The organism is Prolixibacter sp. DSM 2831, assembly GCF_056493735.1.
The window spans coordinates 4,294,118-4,312,358 of the sequence record NZ_CM151379.1; the positions used below are offsets into that span (position 1 = coordinate 4,294,118).

Annotated in this window: 16 protein-coding genes; 7 read left to right on the plus strand and 9 right to left on the minus strand. The window is 44.9% G+C overall.

The window, feature by feature from the left end:
- Positions 1-168: 168 nt before the first annotated feature.
- The 3 genes from xylA to AC060N_RS17765 are packed head-to-tail and all read right to left on the minus strand — an operon-like array spanning position 169 to position 4,073.
- Positions 169-1,494, minus strand: a complete 1,326-nt coding sequence (xylA, locus tag AC060N_RS17755) for a xylose isomerase (RefSeq protein ID WP_479524913.1) — start codon at positions 1,492-1,494, stop codon at positions 169-171.
- A gap of 44 nt (positions 1,495-1,538) precedes the next feature.
- Positions 1,539-3,023: a xylulokinase gene (locus tag AC060N_RS17760; protein ID WP_479524914.1), complete on the minus strand. Its 1,485-nt coding sequence runs from the start codon at positions 3,021-3,023 to the stop codon at positions 1,539-1,541.
- 54 nt (positions 3,024-3,077) lie between these two features.
- The gene (locus tag AC060N_RS17765; protein ID WP_463228360.1) at positions 3,078-4,073 is read right to left on the minus strand and encodes a GntR family transcriptional regulator; all 996 of its coding nucleotides are present in this window, start codon (positions 4,071-4,073) and stop codon (positions 3,078-3,080) included.
- Positions 4,074-4,349: 276 nt separating this feature from the next.
- Between AC060N_RS17765 and AC060N_RS17770 the strand changes: the two genes are divergently transcribed.
- The gene (locus tag AC060N_RS17770; RefSeq protein ID WP_463228361.1) at positions 4,350-5,129 is read left to right on the plus strand and encodes a peptidase associated/transthyretin-like domain-containing protein; all 780 of its coding nucleotides are present in this window, start codon (positions 4,350-4,352) and stop codon (positions 5,127-5,129) included.
- An 82-nt stretch (positions 5,130-5,211) separates the two neighbouring features.
- Here the strand turns inward: AC060N_RS17770 and AC060N_RS17775 are convergent, their stop codons facing one another.
- A complete protein-coding gene (locus AC060N_RS17775) occupies positions 5,212-6,087 on the minus strand; it encodes a proline dehydrogenase family protein (protein ID WP_228492017.1) in 876 nt (291 codons plus the stop codon).
- A 270-nt stretch (positions 6,088-6,357) separates the two neighbouring features.
- Between AC060N_RS17775 and AC060N_RS17780 the strand changes: the two genes are divergently transcribed.
- The 4 genes from AC060N_RS17780 (at position 6,358) to AC060N_RS17795 (ending at position 8,850) form a co-directional block, all read left to right on the plus strand.
- Entirely contained in the window at positions 6,358-6,954 is a 597-nt protein-coding gene (locus AC060N_RS17780; RefSeq protein WP_463228363.1) for an OmpH/Skp family outer membrane protein, read from the plus strand.
- Between the two features lie 56 nt (positions 6,955-7,010).
- Complete coding sequence (locus AC060N_RS17785) at positions 7,011-8,282, plus strand: glycosyltransferase family 2 protein (protein ID WP_479524915.1); 1,272 nt, start codon at positions 7,011-7,013, stop codon at positions 8,280-8,282.
- Positions 8,283-8,312: 30 nt separating this feature from the next.
- Positions 8,313-8,543 carry a hypothetical protein gene (locus AC060N_RS17790; RefSeq protein WP_153640332.1) on the plus strand — a complete coding sequence of 77 codons (231 nt, stop codon included), beginning with the start codon at positions 8,313-8,315 and terminating at the stop codon, positions 8,541-8,543.
- 115 nt (positions 8,544-8,658) lie between these two features.
- On the plus strand, positions 8,659-8,850 hold the full coding sequence (locus AC060N_RS17795) for a hypothetical protein (protein WP_106540447.1): 192 nt from the start codon (positions 8,659-8,661) through the stop codon (positions 8,848-8,850).
- Between the two features lie 79 nt (positions 8,851-8,929).
- Here the strand turns inward: AC060N_RS17795 and AC060N_RS17800 are convergent, their stop codons facing one another.
- A complete protein-coding gene (locus AC060N_RS17800; RefSeq protein ID WP_106540448.1) occupies positions 8,930-9,505 on the minus strand; it encodes a superoxide dismutase in 576 nt (191 codons plus the stop codon).
- Between the two features lie 145 nt (positions 9,506-9,650).
- Positions 9,651-10,286 carry a superoxide dismutase gene (locus AC060N_RS17805; RefSeq protein ID WP_425529588.1) on the minus strand — a complete coding sequence of 212 codons (636 nt, stop codon included), beginning with the start codon at positions 10,284-10,286 and terminating at the stop codon, positions 9,651-9,653.
- A 114-nt stretch (positions 10,287-10,400) separates the two neighbouring features.
- Between AC060N_RS17805 and AC060N_RS17810 the strand changes: the two genes are divergently transcribed.
- Together AC060N_RS17810 and AC060N_RS17815 are read left to right on the plus strand one after the other, a co-directional pair.
- Positions 10,401-11,702 (plus strand): MATE family efflux transporter, encoded by a 1,302-nt coding sequence (locus AC060N_RS17810; RefSeq protein ID WP_479524916.1) that lies wholly within the window; start codon positions 10,401-10,403, stop codon positions 11,700-11,702.
- 156 nt (positions 11,703-11,858) lie between these two features.
- Positions 11,859-12,491, plus strand: coding sequence for a hypothetical protein (locus AC060N_RS17815; RefSeq protein WP_479524917.1), 633 nt, complete (start codon positions 11,859-11,861; stop codon positions 12,489-12,491).
- A 74-nt stretch (positions 12,492-12,565) separates the two neighbouring features.
- On the opposite strand, the gene AC060N_RS17820 is transcribed toward AC060N_RS17815, so the two are convergent.
- The 3 genes from AC060N_RS17820 to AC060N_RS17830 form a co-directional block, all read right to left on the minus strand.
- Positions 12,566-14,233 carry a uridine kinase family protein gene (locus AC060N_RS17820; RefSeq protein ID WP_479524918.1) on the minus strand — a complete coding sequence of 556 codons (1,668 nt, stop codon included), beginning with the start codon at positions 14,231-14,233 and terminating at the stop codon, positions 12,566-12,568.
- Positions 14,234-14,335: 102 nt separating this feature from the next.
- On the minus strand, positions 14,336-17,164 hold the full coding sequence (gene uvrA / locus AC060N_RS17825; RefSeq protein ID WP_479524919.1) for an excinuclease ABC subunit UvrA: 2,829 nt from the start codon (positions 17,162-17,164) through the stop codon (positions 14,336-14,338).
- Positions 17,165-17,173: 9 nt separating this feature from the next.
- Complete coding sequence (locus tag AC060N_RS17830; protein ID WP_228492018.1) at positions 17,174-18,199, minus strand: lytic transglycosylase domain-containing protein; 1,026 nt, start codon at positions 18,197-18,199, stop codon at positions 17,174-17,176.
- Positions 18,200-18,241: the final 42 nt, after the last annotated feature.

Genomic DNA, 18,241 nt, shown 5'->3' on the forward strand with positions numbered 1-18,241 from the left:
ACAACTCTGCTTCAACCTGACATTTCTGTTTACACCGAAAGTGTTGGCAGTATTAAAACTGAAAACCTGTTTCCAATGAGACCTCTTCATTCCTCTCCTCCTGTCCGGGAAAGGAAGAAGAGAGTCTCAATACTTTGGAAAACAGGAACAGTCCAAATTATATGCTGATTAAATGTACCAGTTGATCATCTGCTCAAACAGCTCTTGCTTGCCGCTGATTTGCTCGGGTTCGCCCACTTCACTGGCGACTTCACGCAACTGTTCGAGGGTTAGTTTACCAGCCTCGAATTCGGCTCCTTTACCGCTATCGAATGAAGCATAACGTTGTTTACGACGCTCCAGATAATCGCTTTCGTTCAGAATTTTGTCCGCGATAATCAGACCACGGGCAAAAGTGTCCATACCGGAAACGTGAGCGATGAAGATGTCCTCCAGGTCGGTAGAATTACGACGCAGTTTTGCATCGAAGTTGATACCACCGTTGGTAAATCCACCTGCCTGAATAATTTCCATCATGGCTTCGGTTACTTCGTAAATGTTGGTTGGAAATTCATCCGTATCCCAGCCGTTCTGATAATCACCTTTGTTGGCATCGATAGATCCCAGCAAGTTGGCATCGGCAGCCATTCTTAACTCGTGTGTAAATGAATGACCAGCCAGCGTAGCATGGTTTACCTCAATATTCAGTTTGAAGTCTTTATCAAGATTGTGCTGACGCAGGAATCCGATAACCGTTTGCGAATCGTAGTCGTACTGATGCTTGGTCGGTTCCATCGGCTTAGGCTCGATAAGGAAGGTACCTTCGAAGCCATTCTTGCGGGCATAATCACGAGCCATCGTGAGGAATTGTCCCAAATGATCCAGTTCGCGACGAGTATCCGTATTGTGAAGACTCATATAACCTTCGCGTCCGCCCCAGAATACATAGTTGGTTCCACCCAGTTCGATGGTCGCATCAATAGCATTCTTAATCTGTGTTGCCACATTCGTCAACACGTTGAAATCCGGGTTTGTGGCTGCACCGTTCATATAGCGCGGGTTACTGAACACATTAGCAGTTCCCCAAAGCAATTTAACGCCGGAAGCCTCCTGCTTGGCTTTCATTTCAGGAAGCAACTGTGCCAGTCGTTTTTCAATTTCAAAAACAGAACCGTCACCTACCAGGTCGGTATCGTGAAAACAGTAGAATGGCGCATTTATTTTGGTAATGAATTCAAATGCTGCATCCAGTTTTTCACGAGCGACATCCATTGGATTAGCTGCAACTGCCCAAGGGAAAACTTTCGTTCCGGGACCGAATGGATCACCACCTTCGCCGCAGAACGTGTGCCAGTAAGCAACTGCAAAACGCAAGTGCTCTTTCAGTGTTTTTCCGGCTACAACACGATTCTCATCGTACCATTTAAATGCCAGCGGATTACGTGAATCCGGTCCTTCAAATTTAACCTGCCCGATTTCGGGAAAATAAGCTTTCTTTCCTTTTAAAATTTCCATGATTATTTGATTAAAGGTCTGTAAACGTTATATATTGAATTGCTTTAAATAAATCGATTCAGTGTATCTAACCATTTTTGATAGGCCGCTTCCGTTGCTTCGACTTTGCTCTGGTCCGGCTCAACTACTTCCAACCTCTTCAACCCGCTGAAAGCTTCTTCGAAACCGGAATAATATCCAGCTCCAATACCCGCTCCACGTGCTGCTCCTACCGAACCATCGGTATTGTACAACTCGATAGTGGCTCCGGAAATATTGGCCAGTGTTTCACGGAAGACCGGACTGAGGAACATGTTGGCTTTACCGGCGCGAATAACTTTCGCATCGATGCCCATCTCTTTCATGATATCCATTCCGTAACGGAAAGAGAATACTATTCCTTCCTGCGCAGCACGAAACAGGTGCCTGCGATCGTGGATATTGAAATTCAGTCCGCTGATTTGTGCTCCAATTTCCTTGTTTTCCAGTACGCGTTCAGCTCCGTTTCCAAAAGGAAGAACAGAAACACCGTCGGAACCAACCGAAACCTGCGCCGCCAAATCATTCATTTCAGGATACGATAAGGTTTCATTCCCCACATGGCGGTTCAACCAAGAATTAAGGATACCGGTACCGTTGATGCAAAGGAGTACTCCCAGGCGGTTAGCTGTTTCCGAATGGTTCACGTGTGCAAAGCTATTCACACGCGAAAGCGGATCATATTTCACCGTATCGCTCACGCCGTACACAACCCCCGATGTTCCGGCTGTCGTAGCAATCTCTCCGGGTTGCAGTACATTCAGCGAAAGCGCATTATTAGGCTGATCGCCGGCACGATATGCTACGGGAATACCGGCCTTGATGCCCAACTCTTTTGCGGCTTTATCGGTCACCAATCCCTGGATGCCAAACGTGGGAACCAATTCGGCGGCCAGGTTATCCTGAAAACCAAATTCCTTCATCAGCATTTCCGAAAGCCCGTTTTCACGGAAGTTCCAGAAAATTCCTTCCGACAGGCCGGAAATCGTTGTTCTTACTTCCCCGGTCATTTTCATACCAATGTAATCACCGGGCAGCATAAACTTATCGATGCGACCGAACAGTTCCGGTTCGTTCTCCTTCACCCACTTTAGCTTGGCAGCCGTAAAGTTTCCGGGGGAGTTCAGCAAATCGGCCAGGCAACGCTCTTCACCGAGCTTCTCAAACGCATTCTGCCCAATTTCCGAAGCCCGGCTGTCGCACCAAATAATAGAAGGCCGTAATACTTCCTGATGCTTATCTACCAGCACCAGGCCGTGCATCTGGTAGGAAATCCCGATGGCACCAATGGCGTTGGCAGACACATTACCAGCCTGCATCGCTTCCTGTGTTGCCAGCTTCAGGTTCTCCCACCAACCCAATGGCTCTTGTTCGGCCCAGCCCGCCTGCTTGGCGGTAATAGCCATTTCCTTTTTCGGATAAAAAGCCGAACTGACGATTTCGCCGGTTTCTCCGTTTAAAATGGAAGCTTTTACAGACGAGCTTCCTACATCAAATCCCAGTAGATACATTTGTTATGATTGTTTTCTTGGTTTGTCATTACTATTCTGCTCTGTTATGTTTACCTACAATGATTCCCGTATGACCAGGTGGGTTGGAATCACCCGATCGAGCTTTTCATCGCCGGTTACAAAACCCGCAGCCGCTTCTCCCATCTTCACAAAATCGGTTGAAATAACCGTAATGCCTCCCATCACAAACTCTTTCATCGGGGTATCGTTATAGGACAAGATTCCAATATCGCTTCCCAGCTGAAACTTCTTGCTGCGCACCTGCTTCAACAGGCTGCCCAGATCAATATCCTCAAATACCAGATAGGCCTTTCCGATGGTCATTTCCAGCTTCTTCACCTCTTTTACAACCGAAAATCGTAGACCTTTTTCCCTACAAAATCGCTCAATCGCTTCCACTGAATCGTAAGGGTGATACGTATATTCCGGATATACACACACAATTTCTTCGTACTTCTGCAGAAGATGTTGGCCTTCTTCCAGACACCGAGTGACTGAATCGCCAAAATCCTGGTAAACATGAGAGTGTTCCGGGCCGGCATTTATCTTCCAGTCGATAACCAACAGCCTGTCAGCCGGTATTTTCTTTATAATGCGGGATACATCAGGATGGTCGAAATTCATCACAATGTAGGTATTGTACTTCCCCACACTGTTTTGAATAATGCTTTCGAAAACATTGATGTTGTAGTGATGAAAATTCACATCGACCACGATATCTTCCGGAAGCGACTCTTTGAAAGATGAATACAAAACCTCCTTATAAGCCTTGAATGTATCGAGAAACAGAAACACACGCTGCTGATTGCTGGCGACGAAATATCCTTTGTTGGGAATGGCCTCGACAATCCCGCGCTTTTTGAGCTCAGCATATGCTTTAAAAACCGTATCCCTCGACATCGACGACTCCTTAATCAACTGATTCACCGACGGCAGGGCATCTCCTTCCTGTAAAGCTTTGCGGTTAATGGCATCAATCACAGCATCGACCAACTGCTGAAACTTCAGCACCGTTGAATCCGGGTTCGGTGTAAACGAAAATTCATTCATAGGTTGAAATTTCACAACATCTATTCTGTTCTGTTGTGTTCTGCTAAATTAGATCAAATTTTCTTTCGAAAGCACAGATCAAAACATTTTTTACAGCATAAACCGAAAACGGAATGTGGTAAAATCGGCTCAACCGCCTTTATTTTCCTGAATAGATAAGAAATGTTAAAACCTCAGCACCAGTATAATTATATGTAAACAAACGGTCGGTTTCAGTCGTTTTCACATAAAGACGTCCCTACTTTAACCATCATGTCCTACTAAAAACCTTCAATCATGAAAACGAAAGCAATCATTCTGACGATTTTGATATCAGCAGGCATTCAGCTAACTGCAAAAGCGCAGGAAAATGAGACCGATGGGAAAAAACCGGTGTTTGTTACCGGCATTGTATTTGACAGGAAAGAGATGAAGCCTCTTCCGGAAACGGTATTCATGGTTAACCATCAGAATAGTTCAATCACCGACGACGATGGGAAGTTTTCGTTCTGGGGTTCACCGGGCGACACCATCACCGCCAGGTATGTAGGATACAAAGAGGTAAACATGGTTGTTCCGGATACCTTATCCGCTTCGGAATACCTGATGGGAGTTTTCATGTCGCCCGACACCGTGCAGATTAAAGAGGTTATTATCTTCCCGAGAAACTACAACCTGATGAGTGAAATGAAGCAATTGCCAGTGGATGAGAAAAATCTGATGAATGCTCAACAGAATGTTGACTTGGGAACGGTTCAGGGATTGACCCGATCGCCAAAAACGTATGATGCTGACATGAATACCCGGAATACCATGCGAAAATACCAGATGCAGGCGGAATATAAAGGATTGAAAGTAAGTCCGGCAAACAGTGTGGGCATCTCAACCGGAACCATTACTCCATCGAACTTTCTTTACGGAAAACCGATTCTTCACAAGGGAAAACTGAAAAAACAGGTCATTTCGAACAACGAACAGGATGTGGTTATTGGCCGATACCAGGCTTATCTTGCCAAAAAGTGGAAAAAATACGATGAGAAGAAAAAGGAAAAACAAAGAGAGGTGAATCCGAATTAATAGCTCGTCATATGATCGATAAACAAAAAAAAGACCGCTCAGTGAATTGAACGGTCTTTCTTGCTTTTAGGAGCCTATTTTGTCATCCGCGGACAAACAGAGCCTTGATGATCAACCAGGCCATGTTCGGATTTTCTTTCAAACGGCGGGTTGAATAACCAAACCACTCCACTCCATAAGGTACGTAAACCCTCATGCGATGACCGGCACTCATGATGCGGCTGCGCAAATCAGGCGTTACTCCATACAACATCTGGAATTCGTATTTGTCCTTAGGTGTATTGTATTTCTCGAGTAATTCGAATGCTTTATCAACGAGATATTTGTCATGCGTAGCAATACCAACATAAATCCCGTTTTGCAACATGTACTCCAAATCCTCTAAATAGTGATCGCGAACTTCCTGGTATTTCTTGTAGGCAACTTCAACCGGCTCGACATAAATACCTTTACACAACCGGAAATTCAAGGGAGCTTCCTCTGAATGCATATCCATCAGGTCGCGAACATCACTCAGCGTGCGACGCATATACGACTGAACAACCAATCCTACACGGGTAGGAAATTCAGCTTTCAACCGACGGAAAATCTCAACTTCAGCGTCTGTGCAGGTGGAATCTTCCATGTCTACCCTGATAAAGGAATCACACTCATCCGCTGCGGCAACAATTTCGCGGATATTCTGGTAACAACTCTCCTTGTCTAGCAACAAGCCGAACATCGACGGTTTTACCGAGAAATTACCATCAATCTTCTCGTCGGTAAACCGCTTGATAAGCTCGATATACTGTTTCTTATTCTCAGTGGCTTCTGATAATTCTTTGATATACTCACCCAAAATATCAACAGTCACCATGGTCTGTTCAGCATTCAGTTTTCTCGATTCCCGAAGTGCATCTTCAATATTTTCACCAGCAATGTAACGTTTGGAGAAAATCCAGACCAACTTTTTAGGCATGTAAGGCAGGATTCCTGCTATCATTTTATTGAACATAGTCGTAATAGTACTAGTTAGAAAATTTTACTCTTTTTCATCAAGAGGTAAAAGTAGTAAACGCAAAAGGCCCGATTTATGACGTTTATCAAGAGTAAGGGCTAATTTATTTCATGAATTATCAGAAATTGGTTTTCGCAGCCAACAAAATTTAAGGCGCATCCTTTGTGCATTCAGCAATTCGGTTATATTTGTCATTCCTAATTCCATACAAACAATCATTTTACGATTCATATGAAAAATAACTCTACACTCATTCATGTTATTTTGGCACTGGCTGTTATTGGCCTCTATGTATTATACTTTACAGGAAATCAAAAAGGCCAGTCAGACCAGGCAACCACTGAAACACAAACGGGAAATGAACCAGTTAAGGTGGCATTTGTAAAACTCGACTCTGTGTTGGTCAACTACGATTTGGCTAAAGAATTAAACGATAACTTCAAGAGCAAGCAGGATGCTTACACTAATGAGTACGGCCAAAAACGAATCAACTTTGAGAAACAGGCCAACGCTTTCCAGGAAAAACTGAAGCGCGGTGGTTTCCTCACTCAGGAACGCGCCATGCAGGAACGCAACCGCCTTATAGGTATGCAGCAGGATATTCAAAAACTGGACAACGATCTTTCCAGCAAATTGCAATCCATGCAACAGGAAATCAATCAGCAAATAATTGATAGTATTTCCAACTATGTGAAAATTTACAATGCTGATAAGAAATACGATTTGATTTTCAGCAACGCCAATCTTCTGGAAGGTTCTGATCAGCACAACATCACCCGCGAAGTGATTACAGCGCTGAACAAGCGTTACCACAGTTCGAAAAAGTAAGACCCAATTACGATATAACTTGAAAGCCCTGCAAAATCAGGGCTTTTTTTGGCATTATGCATAGCTTCGATTCCTACCTGAAAAAACATGCCGGTTTCCCGCCGTTCATTACCGAAAAGCCGGAAGACCAACTCTCGTGTTGCGTGGTAATTCCGTGCTACCGCGAACCGGAATTGTTCAAAACCCTGGAATCGTTGTTGTCGGCCACACTGCCCTCTCTCCCAACCGAAGTCATTGTGGTGGTTAACTCACCCGAAGCGGCTCCTTCTGATGCCCTTGAAATTAACCAACAAACTATCGCTCAATTTCAATCCTGGAAACAGAGAACTCCATCCGGGAAGATTAGCTTCAAACTTATTCACATCCCGGAACTCAGGAAAAAATGGGCCGGCGCAGGTTGGGCACGCAAAATTGGCATGGATGAAGCCATTTGCCGATTCAACCTTGCGGGAAATGAAAACGGAATCATTGTTTCGCTGGATGCAGATTGCCGCGTATCGCCGAACTACTTTGTGGCGATTGAAGAAGCTTTTCAGAGTTGTTCTAAATGCCAGCTCTTCACCATTGGATTTGAACACGATCTGCAAGAATTCGGTCTGGATGCTAGTCTCCGCGAAGGAATTACCCGGTACGAATTGTACATGCGTTACTACCGGCATGCCATGCAACTAACCGGTTATCCGAATGCTATTTATACGGTAGGTTCAGCGTTCGCTGTACGGGCCGGAGCCTACGTAAAACAAGGCGGCATGAACCGCAAAAAAGCAGGAGAAGACTTTTACTTCCTCCACAAAGTTGTCCAACTGGGAACGTTCGGGGAAATCAGTGAAGCGCTGGTTTTTCCGGGAATCCGAACGTCTGACCGAGTGCCGTTTGGAACCGGGCCAAAATTGGCTCAATTCCTTTCCGGGGAAGACTCCATGGAAACGACTTATTCCTTTCGGGCTTTCGTAGATCTGCAGCCTTTCTTCCGGAAAGCAAATGAACTTTACCACCTGAATCAAGAACAACTTGCTGAAACAATCGATGGTCTTCCGGCACCGCTTCGTCGGTTTTTGATGCAGTCCGGAGCTACCGATATGATACTTGAATTGCAATCCAACTGCTCTGGTGATAGCATTTTTGCCAGACGTTTCTTCCATCGGTTTAACGCCTTTTGGATACTAAAGTACCTGAATTTTGTGCACGACGAGGATTTTAAACCGGAATCGTTGCTGAAAGCCGCCCGGCAACTATTGCAGGCGAAGAGTATCGAAAGTGGAGCATCCTCCGATTATTCTACACTTCTTCATATTTTCAGAAATATAGATTACCCGAATCATATTTGAACTATCTTTGCACCAGAGAAAAGAGATGTTATGGTTTTAGTAAAGGTAATTTTACTGGCCGTTGCTCTTGTTTCCCTGGCTTTCTTCGGGTTAGCCTTACAAATTGTTCTTAAAAAGAATGGGAAATTTCCGGATACGCATGTCGGACATAACCGCGAAATGAAAAAGCGTGGTATTGTTTGTGCTAAAACATTCGACCGGATAGAGCAGGCAAAAGTAAAGAAGGAACAGAAGCTTAAAAACCTGAAGCTCGCGAAGTAAACGGTATATAGCTTTGAAATAATCACACCGGAGAAATCGGGTGATTATTTTTGACTTCATTTAAGACCTTTTTATCTCTTTTATTATTACTTTTGAAGCACAAAACGTTAATGCTATGTTGAAATTGTTTTTACTTGTTTTGGGCATGATCAGCTTCGTATTTTTTGCTTTGGGATTGCGTTTTCTCAAAACAAAAAAGGAAGTCACCGACCCGACTCTGGCCGATCTGAGAACAGGCACCGGCTGCGGTTGTGGTGGCGGAAGCTGCGGTGTCAGTACCGATTCATCATGCCATACCGATTTATAATAATCAACGACTTTAATCAGAAAAAGCCGGACTACTTATCGTAGCGCCGGCTTTTTTTATGACCATTAATTTCTTCTGATTAGAAACGCGATTCTACAACGTCCCAATCCAGAACTTTCCAAAATTCTTCAATGTACGCGGGACGAAGGTTTTGCTTATCCAGATAGTAAGCGTGTTCCCACACATCACAAGTTAACAACGGTGTTTTGCCATCGCGCAGCGGGTTGCCGGCATTGGCGGTCTGGACAATTTCCAGCTTACCGTCAGCATTCTTTACCAACCAGGCCCAACCCGATCCGAAAAGTGTAGCGGCAGCGTTGCTAAATTTTTCTTTGAAGTCTTCCAATGAACCAAAATCACGCTCAATAGCCGATTTCAGTGCTCCTCCCGGTGATGTTTTGGGTGAGCCCGAGAGTTGGAAAAAGTAGAAAGTATGATTCCAAACCTGTGCTCCGTTATTAAAAATACCGCCCTCGCTCTTCTTGATAATCTCTTCGAGATCGGCATTTTCAAAAGGGCTTCCCGGAACTAATCCGTTCAGTTTGTTTACATACCCCTGGTGATGTTTTCCGTAATGAAATTCGAGGGTTTTCTTACTAATGTGTGGTTCAAGCGCATCGAGTGCGTACGGCAATTTAGGTAATTCGAATGCCATGATAAATTTATTTTAAAGGTTAATGATGATTTTACTGCAAGAACGAACGACGATCGAAATTTGTTCGCTCTTTTCATGGCAAACTACCCCTAAAAGCAAAAAAAAGCCGGAGCATCACCTCCGGCTTCTCAAACCAAAAAATCAATTAACCTTTAAAACGTCTATCAACCTCGTCCCAGTTGATAACTTTCCAAAAAGCTTCGATGTATTCGGGACGCTTGTTCTGATACTTCAGATAATAAGCGTGTTCCCATACATCTATACCTAAAATGGGAGTTCCTTTCACATCAGAAACATCCATGAGCGGATTGTCCTGATTCGGTGTGGATTCCACCTTTAGTTCGTTTCCATCCTTCAGTAACCATGCCCAGCCCGAACCGAAACGTCCGGCTGCTGATTTTGAAAATACATCCTTGAATGCTTCGAGTGAACCGAATGCAGCGTTAATTGCGTCTGCCAATTCACCTTTAGGCTCTGAACTTCCACCCGGTTGCATTACATCCCAATACAGGTTGTGGTTGTAAAACCCACCTGCGTTGTTACGCACAGCCGCCGGAAATTTTGATACTACCGATAAAACTTCTTCAATGGTTTTACCGTCCAATTCGGTACCTTCGATGGCGTTATTCAACTTACTGGTATACCCTGCATGGTGCTTCGTGTAGTGAATTTCCATGGTGCGGGCATCAATGTATGGCTCAAGAGCCGTATAATCGTATTTAAGTTCTGGTTGAATAAAACTCATATCACTAATGGTTTTTAGTAGTTCAATGTTTTTCAAAAGTAATCTTTATTTGGATTTGTTCCAAATTAAAATAAAAACTTTTTTGTCCTTTTTCTTCACTCTATTTTTGTGGCCTGAAAATGAATATTTAAGCATCAAAACCTCAACACCTTGAACCGAAAAATACTTGACCTCGCCATTCCCAACATAGTTAGTAACATCACCGTTCCGTTATTAGGTCTTGTGGATATGACCCTGATGGGGCACCTCGGATCAGCCGTTTATATCGGCGCTATCTCGCTTGGCGGTGTCATCTTCAACTTTTTGTATTGGATGTTTGCCTTCCTGCGAATGGGAACCAGTGGATTTACGGCACAGGCAACCGGCAGGAAAGACCGGAAAGAAAGCGAATTGATTCTGGGACGTTCTTTTGCTCTGGCGCTGTTTTTCGGCGTCTTGCTGATTATTCTGCAAGTTCCAATCGAATGGGTTAGCTTCAGTATTCTCGGAGGAACCGAAGAGGTCAAGCAATTGGCCAGTCAGTATTTTTATATCCGTATATGGGCTGCACCCGCTACCATTGGCCTCTATAGCCTGAACGGCTGGTTCATCGGGATGCAGAATGCCAAAGTTCCCATGACGGTGGCTATTATTATTAATGTAGCCAACATCATCTTCAGTGTACTGTTTGTGTTTGCTTTCGGAATGAAGGCCGACGGAGTAGCCCTGGGAACCGTTCTTTCGCAATACATGGGTCTGTTTCTTTCGCTTTGGTTTGCCCGGGAAAAATTCGATGCTCCATTATCGCGCCTTTCGAAGAAGCAGGTTCTCGATATAAAAGCATTACGGATTTTCATGCTAGTGAACAGCGATATTTTTATCCGGACGCTTTGCATCATTGGTGTTTTCACCTTCTTCACCTCGAAATCGGCCGGAATGAACAACACGGTTCTGGCTGTTAATTCCCTTTTACTTCAGTTCTTCATGTTCTTCTCATTTTTCATGGATGGCTTTGCTTATGCAGGTGAGGCACTGGCCGGGAAATATTTTGGAGCCGGAAGTAGAGCCAAGCTCAAAAAGGTGAGTCAGCTGCTGTTTCTTTGGGGTACTTCTTTAGCGATTGTGTTCTCGCTAATCTACCTCTTTGCAGGCAACCAGATTGTTGCCCTGTTGACCGACCAGGTTTCGCTCAGAAAAGCAGCCCGGCCATTTATCTGGTGGACAGCATTGGTTCCCATCAGCGGATTTGCCGCCTTTATCTGGGACGGCATTTACATTGGGGCTACCGCTTCGAAAGGAATGCGCAATAGTATGTTGGCAGCAACCTTTCTGCTGTTCGTTCCTGGCTTTCTGTTGTTCAAAGATTCCATGGGAAACGACGCCCTGTGGCTGGCGATGATTCTTTTTGTATTCGGGCGCGGACTGTTTCAAACCATCCTGGCGAAAAGAGCAATCTATAGACGAATACACTAAAGCCTGGATAGCTTGTATAAATAAATTTTCAAAAAATTATACATTTAACGCTACCCATTAACTTTTTTTTTAAATTCGTATTGTCTAGACAGAATCAATCTTATTTTTTAACCTTTAGCCTTGCCCACCAGACATGGCTTTTAACTCAAATTCATTATGAAAAAATTAATTCTCCTGCTGGTTATATTTCTACCGATTGTTTCTATGGCACAGGAAGTAAATCATGGCTTTTTTACCATGTTCGGGAGCTCTGTACTTATCACTACAAACAACAGGTTGGTCAGTAGTAAATATGCCGACACCTTTGCTAATGCAGAAACACAAAATCAAGTTCCTGTTTCCCCAAATGGCAATATCTATTCCGGAAGTCAATATGAATTCGACTCAATGAGTGGATTAGGTATTAACGTTATAGCCGGATGGTATATTACGCAGAAGTTTTCCCTTGGAGCAGGAATTGGCGCACAGCCAAACACTGTTCCTGTGTTTCTGAATGGGAGATACTGTTTGACAAATAAAGCCAACGCACCTTTCCTGGTAACGGACGTTGGGATATTCACAAAGTTACTCCATGCCAATAGTGGACATTTTTACCGGTTAGGAGGAGGTTATCGTATCGGATTAGGAAAAAGCCAAAAGACTCGCCTGCTTCTTTCGCTAAATTATGATCGTTCTTTAATAAAAGACGGAGCCTATTACTGGTCAGGAAACGATTTTAATTCAATGATTGCTCACTATGTTGACACACATTTCAACAACCTTGTTTTCTCTGTTGCTGTAGAATTATAAACTGTTTCTGCCAATATTTAATTCCCCAATCCGCTTATCCAATAACCATTATAAGCGAATTGGGGAATATTTTATTAGTAATTGAAACTACTTCCTCCCAGAAATTCGCGCAATACGGAAGTAGGTGGTATTTCCTGCGATGAGATTGGATAAAAGTAGGAAATGAATACCAGCAACCGAACAGCTTCAGCATATTCCGGCGCGTTCTCAGGAACAAGTTCAAGCAGATGTTCTGCATACCGTTTTAGAACACCTAGCTCGTAAATCAGAGCTGAGTTAAACATGACATCGGCATTTTCCTGGTAAGGGAAAATATGCGTATCCTCTCCCCTGCGAACGCTCGGCCAGCGTTGAATAGTTGTTCGGGCATCGTATCCGCGGTATTTGCTATCGCGAATAATGCGCCTCAACAAACGGTTGTCCGTCGTGGGAATATACGTGTGCTCATCGATGGAAATCTGGGTCAGCGCCGAGATGAAAATTTTGAAAATCCGCTCGTTGTCAATTCCGGGAATCAAACCAGGATTCAACCCGTGAATACCTTCGATGATGAGAATGCTGTTCTCCTCCAGCTTCAGCATCTCCCCTTTGAACACCCTTTCCCCGCTATGGAAATCGAATACCGGACGTTCCACGGTTTCACCGTTCATTAACTTGGTCAGGAACTCGTTGAAATACGCAATATCGATGGCTTCCAAAGCTTCAAAATCATATTCACCCGACTCGTCTTTTGGGGTGTGTTCCCTATCGACAAAAAAGTCATCCAGCGAGATGGAAGTAGGCCGCATTCCTACAACAGCCAGTTGAATCCCTAACCGCTTGCTGAAAGTCGTTTTTCCCGAACTCGAAGGTCCGGCTATCAGTACCAGGTTCACCTTATTGCGACGGGCATAAATCTGGTTGGCAATCTCCACGATTTTCTTTTCGTGAAGCGCCTCCGATATTTTAATGATTTCACCGGCTCGTTTTTGCCGAACCTTCTCATTCAGACCGGCAATATCTTCTATCCGAAGAATTCCGGCCCATTCCTTATGCTCACGGAATATTTCGAAAAGTTTTTCCTGGCGAATCATCGGTTCCAACTCTTCGGGAGAGTCCGGATTGGGAACCCGCAACAGAAGTCCTTCATAATATTTCTCTAACCCAAAGTGCTTCAAATAACCGGTCGAAGGCAATACGTGACCATAGAAAAAGTCACGCCTTTCGGCCAGGCAAAGAAGCGGCGCATAAATGCGGCCATATTCCTTGAAGAGTTCCGCTTTGCGGTGCAAACCTTCCTGCTCAAAAATTTTAACAGCTTCTTCGGTCAGTACCCTTTTTCGGGAAATAGGTAAATCTTTGTCGATCAACTCATGCATTTCCTCCCGAAGTGTCCACACATCCTGATCGGTAAGCGGTCTTCCTAAATTCTCTATTTCACAGTAGTAGCCTTTCGATATCGCATGATCGATTTTCAACTGCGCTTCAGGCCAGATATTCCGCATTGCCACATACAAGACAAACGAGAGCGACCGAAGATACATACGCTGCCCATCGGTGTTGCTGTAATCGAAGAACTCTATCTTCTTCGGCTTGACCAACTCAAAATCGAGTGGTTTTACACGGTGGTTCACGTAAGCTCCCAAAATAGGAGACGGTAATGAGACTTCCATACTACCGGCTATTTCGCCGAGTGTGGTTCCCAGTGGGAAGTTGCAGAGCTTTCCACTGTTTTCGCATTGCAATTCAATATCTCTTACCATAAAAAGGCTGTTTTCTGGTGAATGGGTGCATTAAGTTAGTACATTTTGTTCAATTGCTTCCAAAATGTTCACTGCACTTTTCGGAGGCAAACCTCCCTGCATTTATTTTCTTTTCAACTCTTCTTTCAGGAACCGTGCCGTATACGAGTTGCGGTGTTTGGCGACCTGTTCCGGTGTTCCGGAACAAATGACTTTTCCACCAGTTCGTCCGCCTTCCGGCCCAATATCAATGATATGATCGGCCACCTTAATTACATCCATGTTGTGCTCGATCACAATCACTGTGTTTCCTCGTTCGACCAGCTTGTTTAAGACATCGAGCAATACCCTGATATCTTCAAAATGAAGACCGGTAGTGGGCTCATCCAGGATATAAATGGTTTTGCCCGTATCGCGTTTGCTGAGCTCGGATGCGAGTTTCACGCGCTGCGATTCTCCACCCGACAAAGTCGTTGATGACTGTCCTAACGTGATATAACCCAGTCCCACTTCCTGAAGACTTTTCAACTTGGTTAAAATCGACGGGATATTCTCGAAGAATTCAACACCCTGATTGATGGTCATATCCAGCACATCGCTGATGGACTTTCCCTTGTGACGGACCTCCAGAGTTTCGCGATTGTAACGCCGGCCATTGCACTTATCACAATGCACGTACACATCCGGAAGGAAATTCATCTCGATAACCTTCATCCCGGCTCCCTGACACTCTTCGCAGCGCCCGCCTTTCACATTAAACGAGAAACGGCCAGGTTTGTAGCCACGAACTTTCGATTCCGGCAACATCGCAAAGAGATTACGGATATCGGAAAATACGCCGGTGTAGGTTGCCGGATTGGAACGTGGCGTCCGTCCCAGCGGTGACTGGTCGACCTGGACTACTTTATCGATATGTTCAAGACCTTCAATTTTTTCGTAAGGAAGCGGATCTTTCACCGATTTATAGAAATGCTGACTCAGAATCGGCTGCAGAGTTTCGTTAATGAGCGTTGATTTTCCACTTCCGGAAACGCCTGTAACGCAGATGAATTTTCCTAACGGGAATTCGACATCAACCTTTTTCAGGTTGTTACCGCTCGCTCCTTTGATGCGAAGCACCTCACCGTTTCCTTCTCTCCTCTTTTCCGGGATGGCGATCTTTTTCACTCCGGTCAGGTAAGCTGATGTCAGCGTATCCAGCTTTAACAGCTCTTTCGGATTTCCGGCAGCAACGACTTCACCACCATGCCGACCGGCAAACGGGCCCATGTCTACCAGGTAATCAGACTCCATAATCATGTCGCGGTCGTGCTCCACTACCACCACCGAATTTCCGGTATCCCGAAGTTGCTGCAATGAATTAATAAGACGCAGGTTATCGCGGTGGTGCAAACCGATACTCGGCTCGTCGAGGATATACAGCACGTTGACCAGCTGCGAACCAATTTGCGTTGCCAACCGGATGCGCTGCGATTCCCCACCGGAAAGACTCCGCGCCGAACGATCGAGCGAAAGGTATTCCAACCCAACGTCCAAGAGGAATCGTAAGCGATCCCGAATTTCTTTCAATACTTCCGAGCCAATCAGTCGCTGTCGTTCGGTTAACCGCGACTCGATGTTCTCGAGGAACATCGAGAGTTCTCCAATGTCCATCTTCGACAGTTCGGCAATATTTTTTTCGTCAATCTTGAAGTGGAGCGCTTCTTTATTCAACCGTTGTCCGTTACAAACGGGACAAACATTGGTCTTATGAAACTGATCCGCCCACTTTTGCGCCTTCTTAGACGGGTTATCGCTTTTCTGATTGACGATATATTTCACCACACCTTCGTAGCTCATCATGTAATTGACTGAGCTGCCCAGCGGCGTATTTTTTAACTGAATTCTTTCACTCGTGCCGAAAAGAATGGCATCGATGGCTTCTTCAGGGTACTTACTCAAGGGAGTTTTTAACGTCACTCCATATTTCTCAGCCAACGCTTCGATTTGCCAAAATATCAGCGAGTTTTTATAGGAGCCTAACGGTGCAATTCCGCCTTTGGCAATACTTATTGACGGATCGGGAATAATCTTGTCAATATCGATTTCGGTTACTTCTCCCAGACCGTTGCACTTCGGACAAGCTCCCTGCGGCGAGTTAAATGAGAAGCTGTGCGGCGCCGGTTCGTTGTACGAAATTCCGGTCGTCGGACACATCAGGTGACGGGAATAATACTTGGCTTCATCACTTCCTTTTTCCTGGATCATGATGATTCCGCTTCCGTGTTTCATGGCTGTTTCCACCGAATCGCGCAAGCGCTTTCTGTCAGCCGAATCCACCACCAGCTTGTCGATGACAATTTCGATGTGGTGATTCTTGTAACGATCGACTTTCAGACCATGCGTCATTTCGCGCACCTCGCCATCGACTCGGGCGTACAGAAACCCCTTGCGGCGAATTTGCTCGAACAATTCACGGTAGTGCCCTTTACGCCCTTTTACTACCGGAGCCAGAATAATGGTTGGTTTGCCGTCGAAACGCTCCAGGATCAAATTGATGATCTGCTCGTCGGTGTACTTCACCATTTTCTCGCCGGTGTTGTAGGAATAAGCAATGCCGGCACGGGCATACAGCAACCGGAGAAAGTCATAAATTTCAGTGACCGTTCCTACTGTAGACCGCGGATTTTTATTCGTTGTTTTCTGTTCGATGGAAATCACCGGGCTTAAGCCACTGATTTCGTCCACATCGGGGCGTTCCATGTTGCCCAGAAATGAACGGGCATACGCCGAGAAAGTCTCGATGTAGCGTCGTTGTCCTTCTGCGTAAATGGTATCGAATGCCAGTGACGATTTTCCACTTCCCGATAGGCCGGAAATCACCGTCAGTTTGTTGCGTGGTATCTCAACATCAATGTTGCGGAGGTTGTGCACACGTGCACCCCTCACAACAATTTTATCTTCTTTGTTCATTCAATCTGCTTATTCGTCCTGGTCGGAAATAGAATCCTGCTCTGCCTTATTCACTTCCTTGTCCCAATGAAAAGTGCGGTAACCTTCTTCAGGTAACCTGATGACGTAAGTCTTTCCTGACGGATTGGACAAAGTTGTTTCCCTCAACCAGGGATTGAAATATTTCAATATTTTATAATTCACACCATGCTCCCGGGCAAAATCGGCAAAATCATCTACCGGCCCGTCGATTGTTATGTTATAGGTCGGAATGATCGGATAGATTTCGTCCTTCGGGACTTTAAATCCATAGTTCTCCGGATCGCTCAGAATCAATTTCAACGCCAGTATGCGATAAACATACCGCCCGGTTTCTTCACCTAATAACAAATCGTAATAATTGTGGTTCTTCTGACGAACAATTTGCCGCGCCACACCGGTACGGCCAGCATTGTAAGCCGCTGCCACCATGGTCCAACTACCATATTTCTCGTAATTGTGCTTCAGGTATTTGCAAGCGGCCTGCGTGGCTTTCACCAGATTGTACCGTTCGTCCACCTCATTATTCACCTCCAAACCATAATCGCGGGCGGTCGGTTTCATAAACTGCCAAATGCCCACAGCACCCGCCGGACTCACTGCCCGGTCGAAAAAACTGCTTTCGGCCAAAGCCAGATATTTAAAGTCATCGGGAACGCCCTGTTCCTTCAGAATGGGCTCAATCACGTGAAAATAGCGTGGTGCCTTCTTGATAAAAAGTAATGTTTGAGAATGAAAATAGGTATTCACCAACATCTCCCGATCGAGTGCTTCCTTCACATCAAAATCCTGTAAAGGAACCGGTTCGCCGGCAAAGTTAAGCGTATCGGGTAACTCAGGCGGACTGAAATAAACCTTTCCTGTATTGTCATTCAATGAATATGGCGATTTGGTATTGTCATCACTGGTACTGTTGAAAAACAATCCTCCGATGATAACTCCAATGGCAATTACCGATAAAAAAATGGAAATGCTGTTCAGACTCCCCCTCTCGCGTGATAAATTCCTCTCCTTCAATTTTCCAGGGTTTTAAATTCGAGTTTCAAAGATAACCTTTTT

Coding starts and splice junctions, on each gene's coding strand:
- AC060N_RS17790 (WP_153640332.1), top strand. CDS start 8,313: ATGGTTTTAGTAAAGGTAATTTTACTGGCCGTTGCTCTTGTTTCCCTG.
- AC060N_RS17800 (WP_106540448.1), bottom strand. CDS start 9,505: ATGGCATTCGAATTACCTAAATTGCCGTACGCACTCGATGCGCTTGAA.
- AC060N_RS17760 (WP_479524914.1), bottom strand. CDS start 3,023: ATGTATCTACTGGGATTTGATGTAGGAAGCTCGTCTGTAAAAGCTTCC.
- xylA (WP_479524913.1), bottom strand. CDS start 1,494: ATGGAAATTTTAAAAGGAAAGAAAGCTTATTTTCCCGAAATCGGGCAG.
- AC060N_RS17780 (WP_463228363.1), top strand. CDS start 6,358: ATGAAAAATAACTCTACACTCATTCATGTTATTTTGGCACTGGCTGTT.
- AC060N_RS17775 (WP_228492017.1), bottom strand. CDS start 6,087: ATGCCTAAAAAGTTGGTCTGGATTTTCTCCAAACGTTACATTGCTGGT.
- uvrA (WP_479524919.1), bottom strand. CDS start 17,164: ATGAACAAAGAAGATAAAATTGTTGTGAGGGGTGCACGTGTGCACAAC.
- AC060N_RS17795 (WP_106540447.1), top strand. CDS start 8,659: ATGTTGAAATTGTTTTTACTTGTTTTGGGCATGATCAGCTTCGTATTT.
- AC060N_RS17770 (WP_463228361.1), top strand. CDS start 4,350: ATGAAAACGAAAGCAATCATTCTGACGATTTTGATATCAGCAGGCATT.
- AC060N_RS17815 (WP_479524917.1), top strand. CDS start 11,859: ATGAAAAAATTAATTCTCCTGCTGGTTATATTTCTACCGATTGTTTCT.
- AC060N_RS17820 (WP_479524918.1), bottom strand. CDS start 14,233: ATGGTAAGAGATATTGAATTGCAATGCGAAAACAGTGGAAAGCTCTGC.
- AC060N_RS17765 (WP_463228360.1), bottom strand. CDS start 4,073: ATGAATGAATTTTCGTTTACACCGAACCCGGATTCAACGGTGCTGAAG.
- AC060N_RS17785 (WP_479524915.1), top strand. CDS start 7,011: ATGCATAGCTTCGATTCCTACCTGAAAAAACATGCCGGTTTCCCGCCG.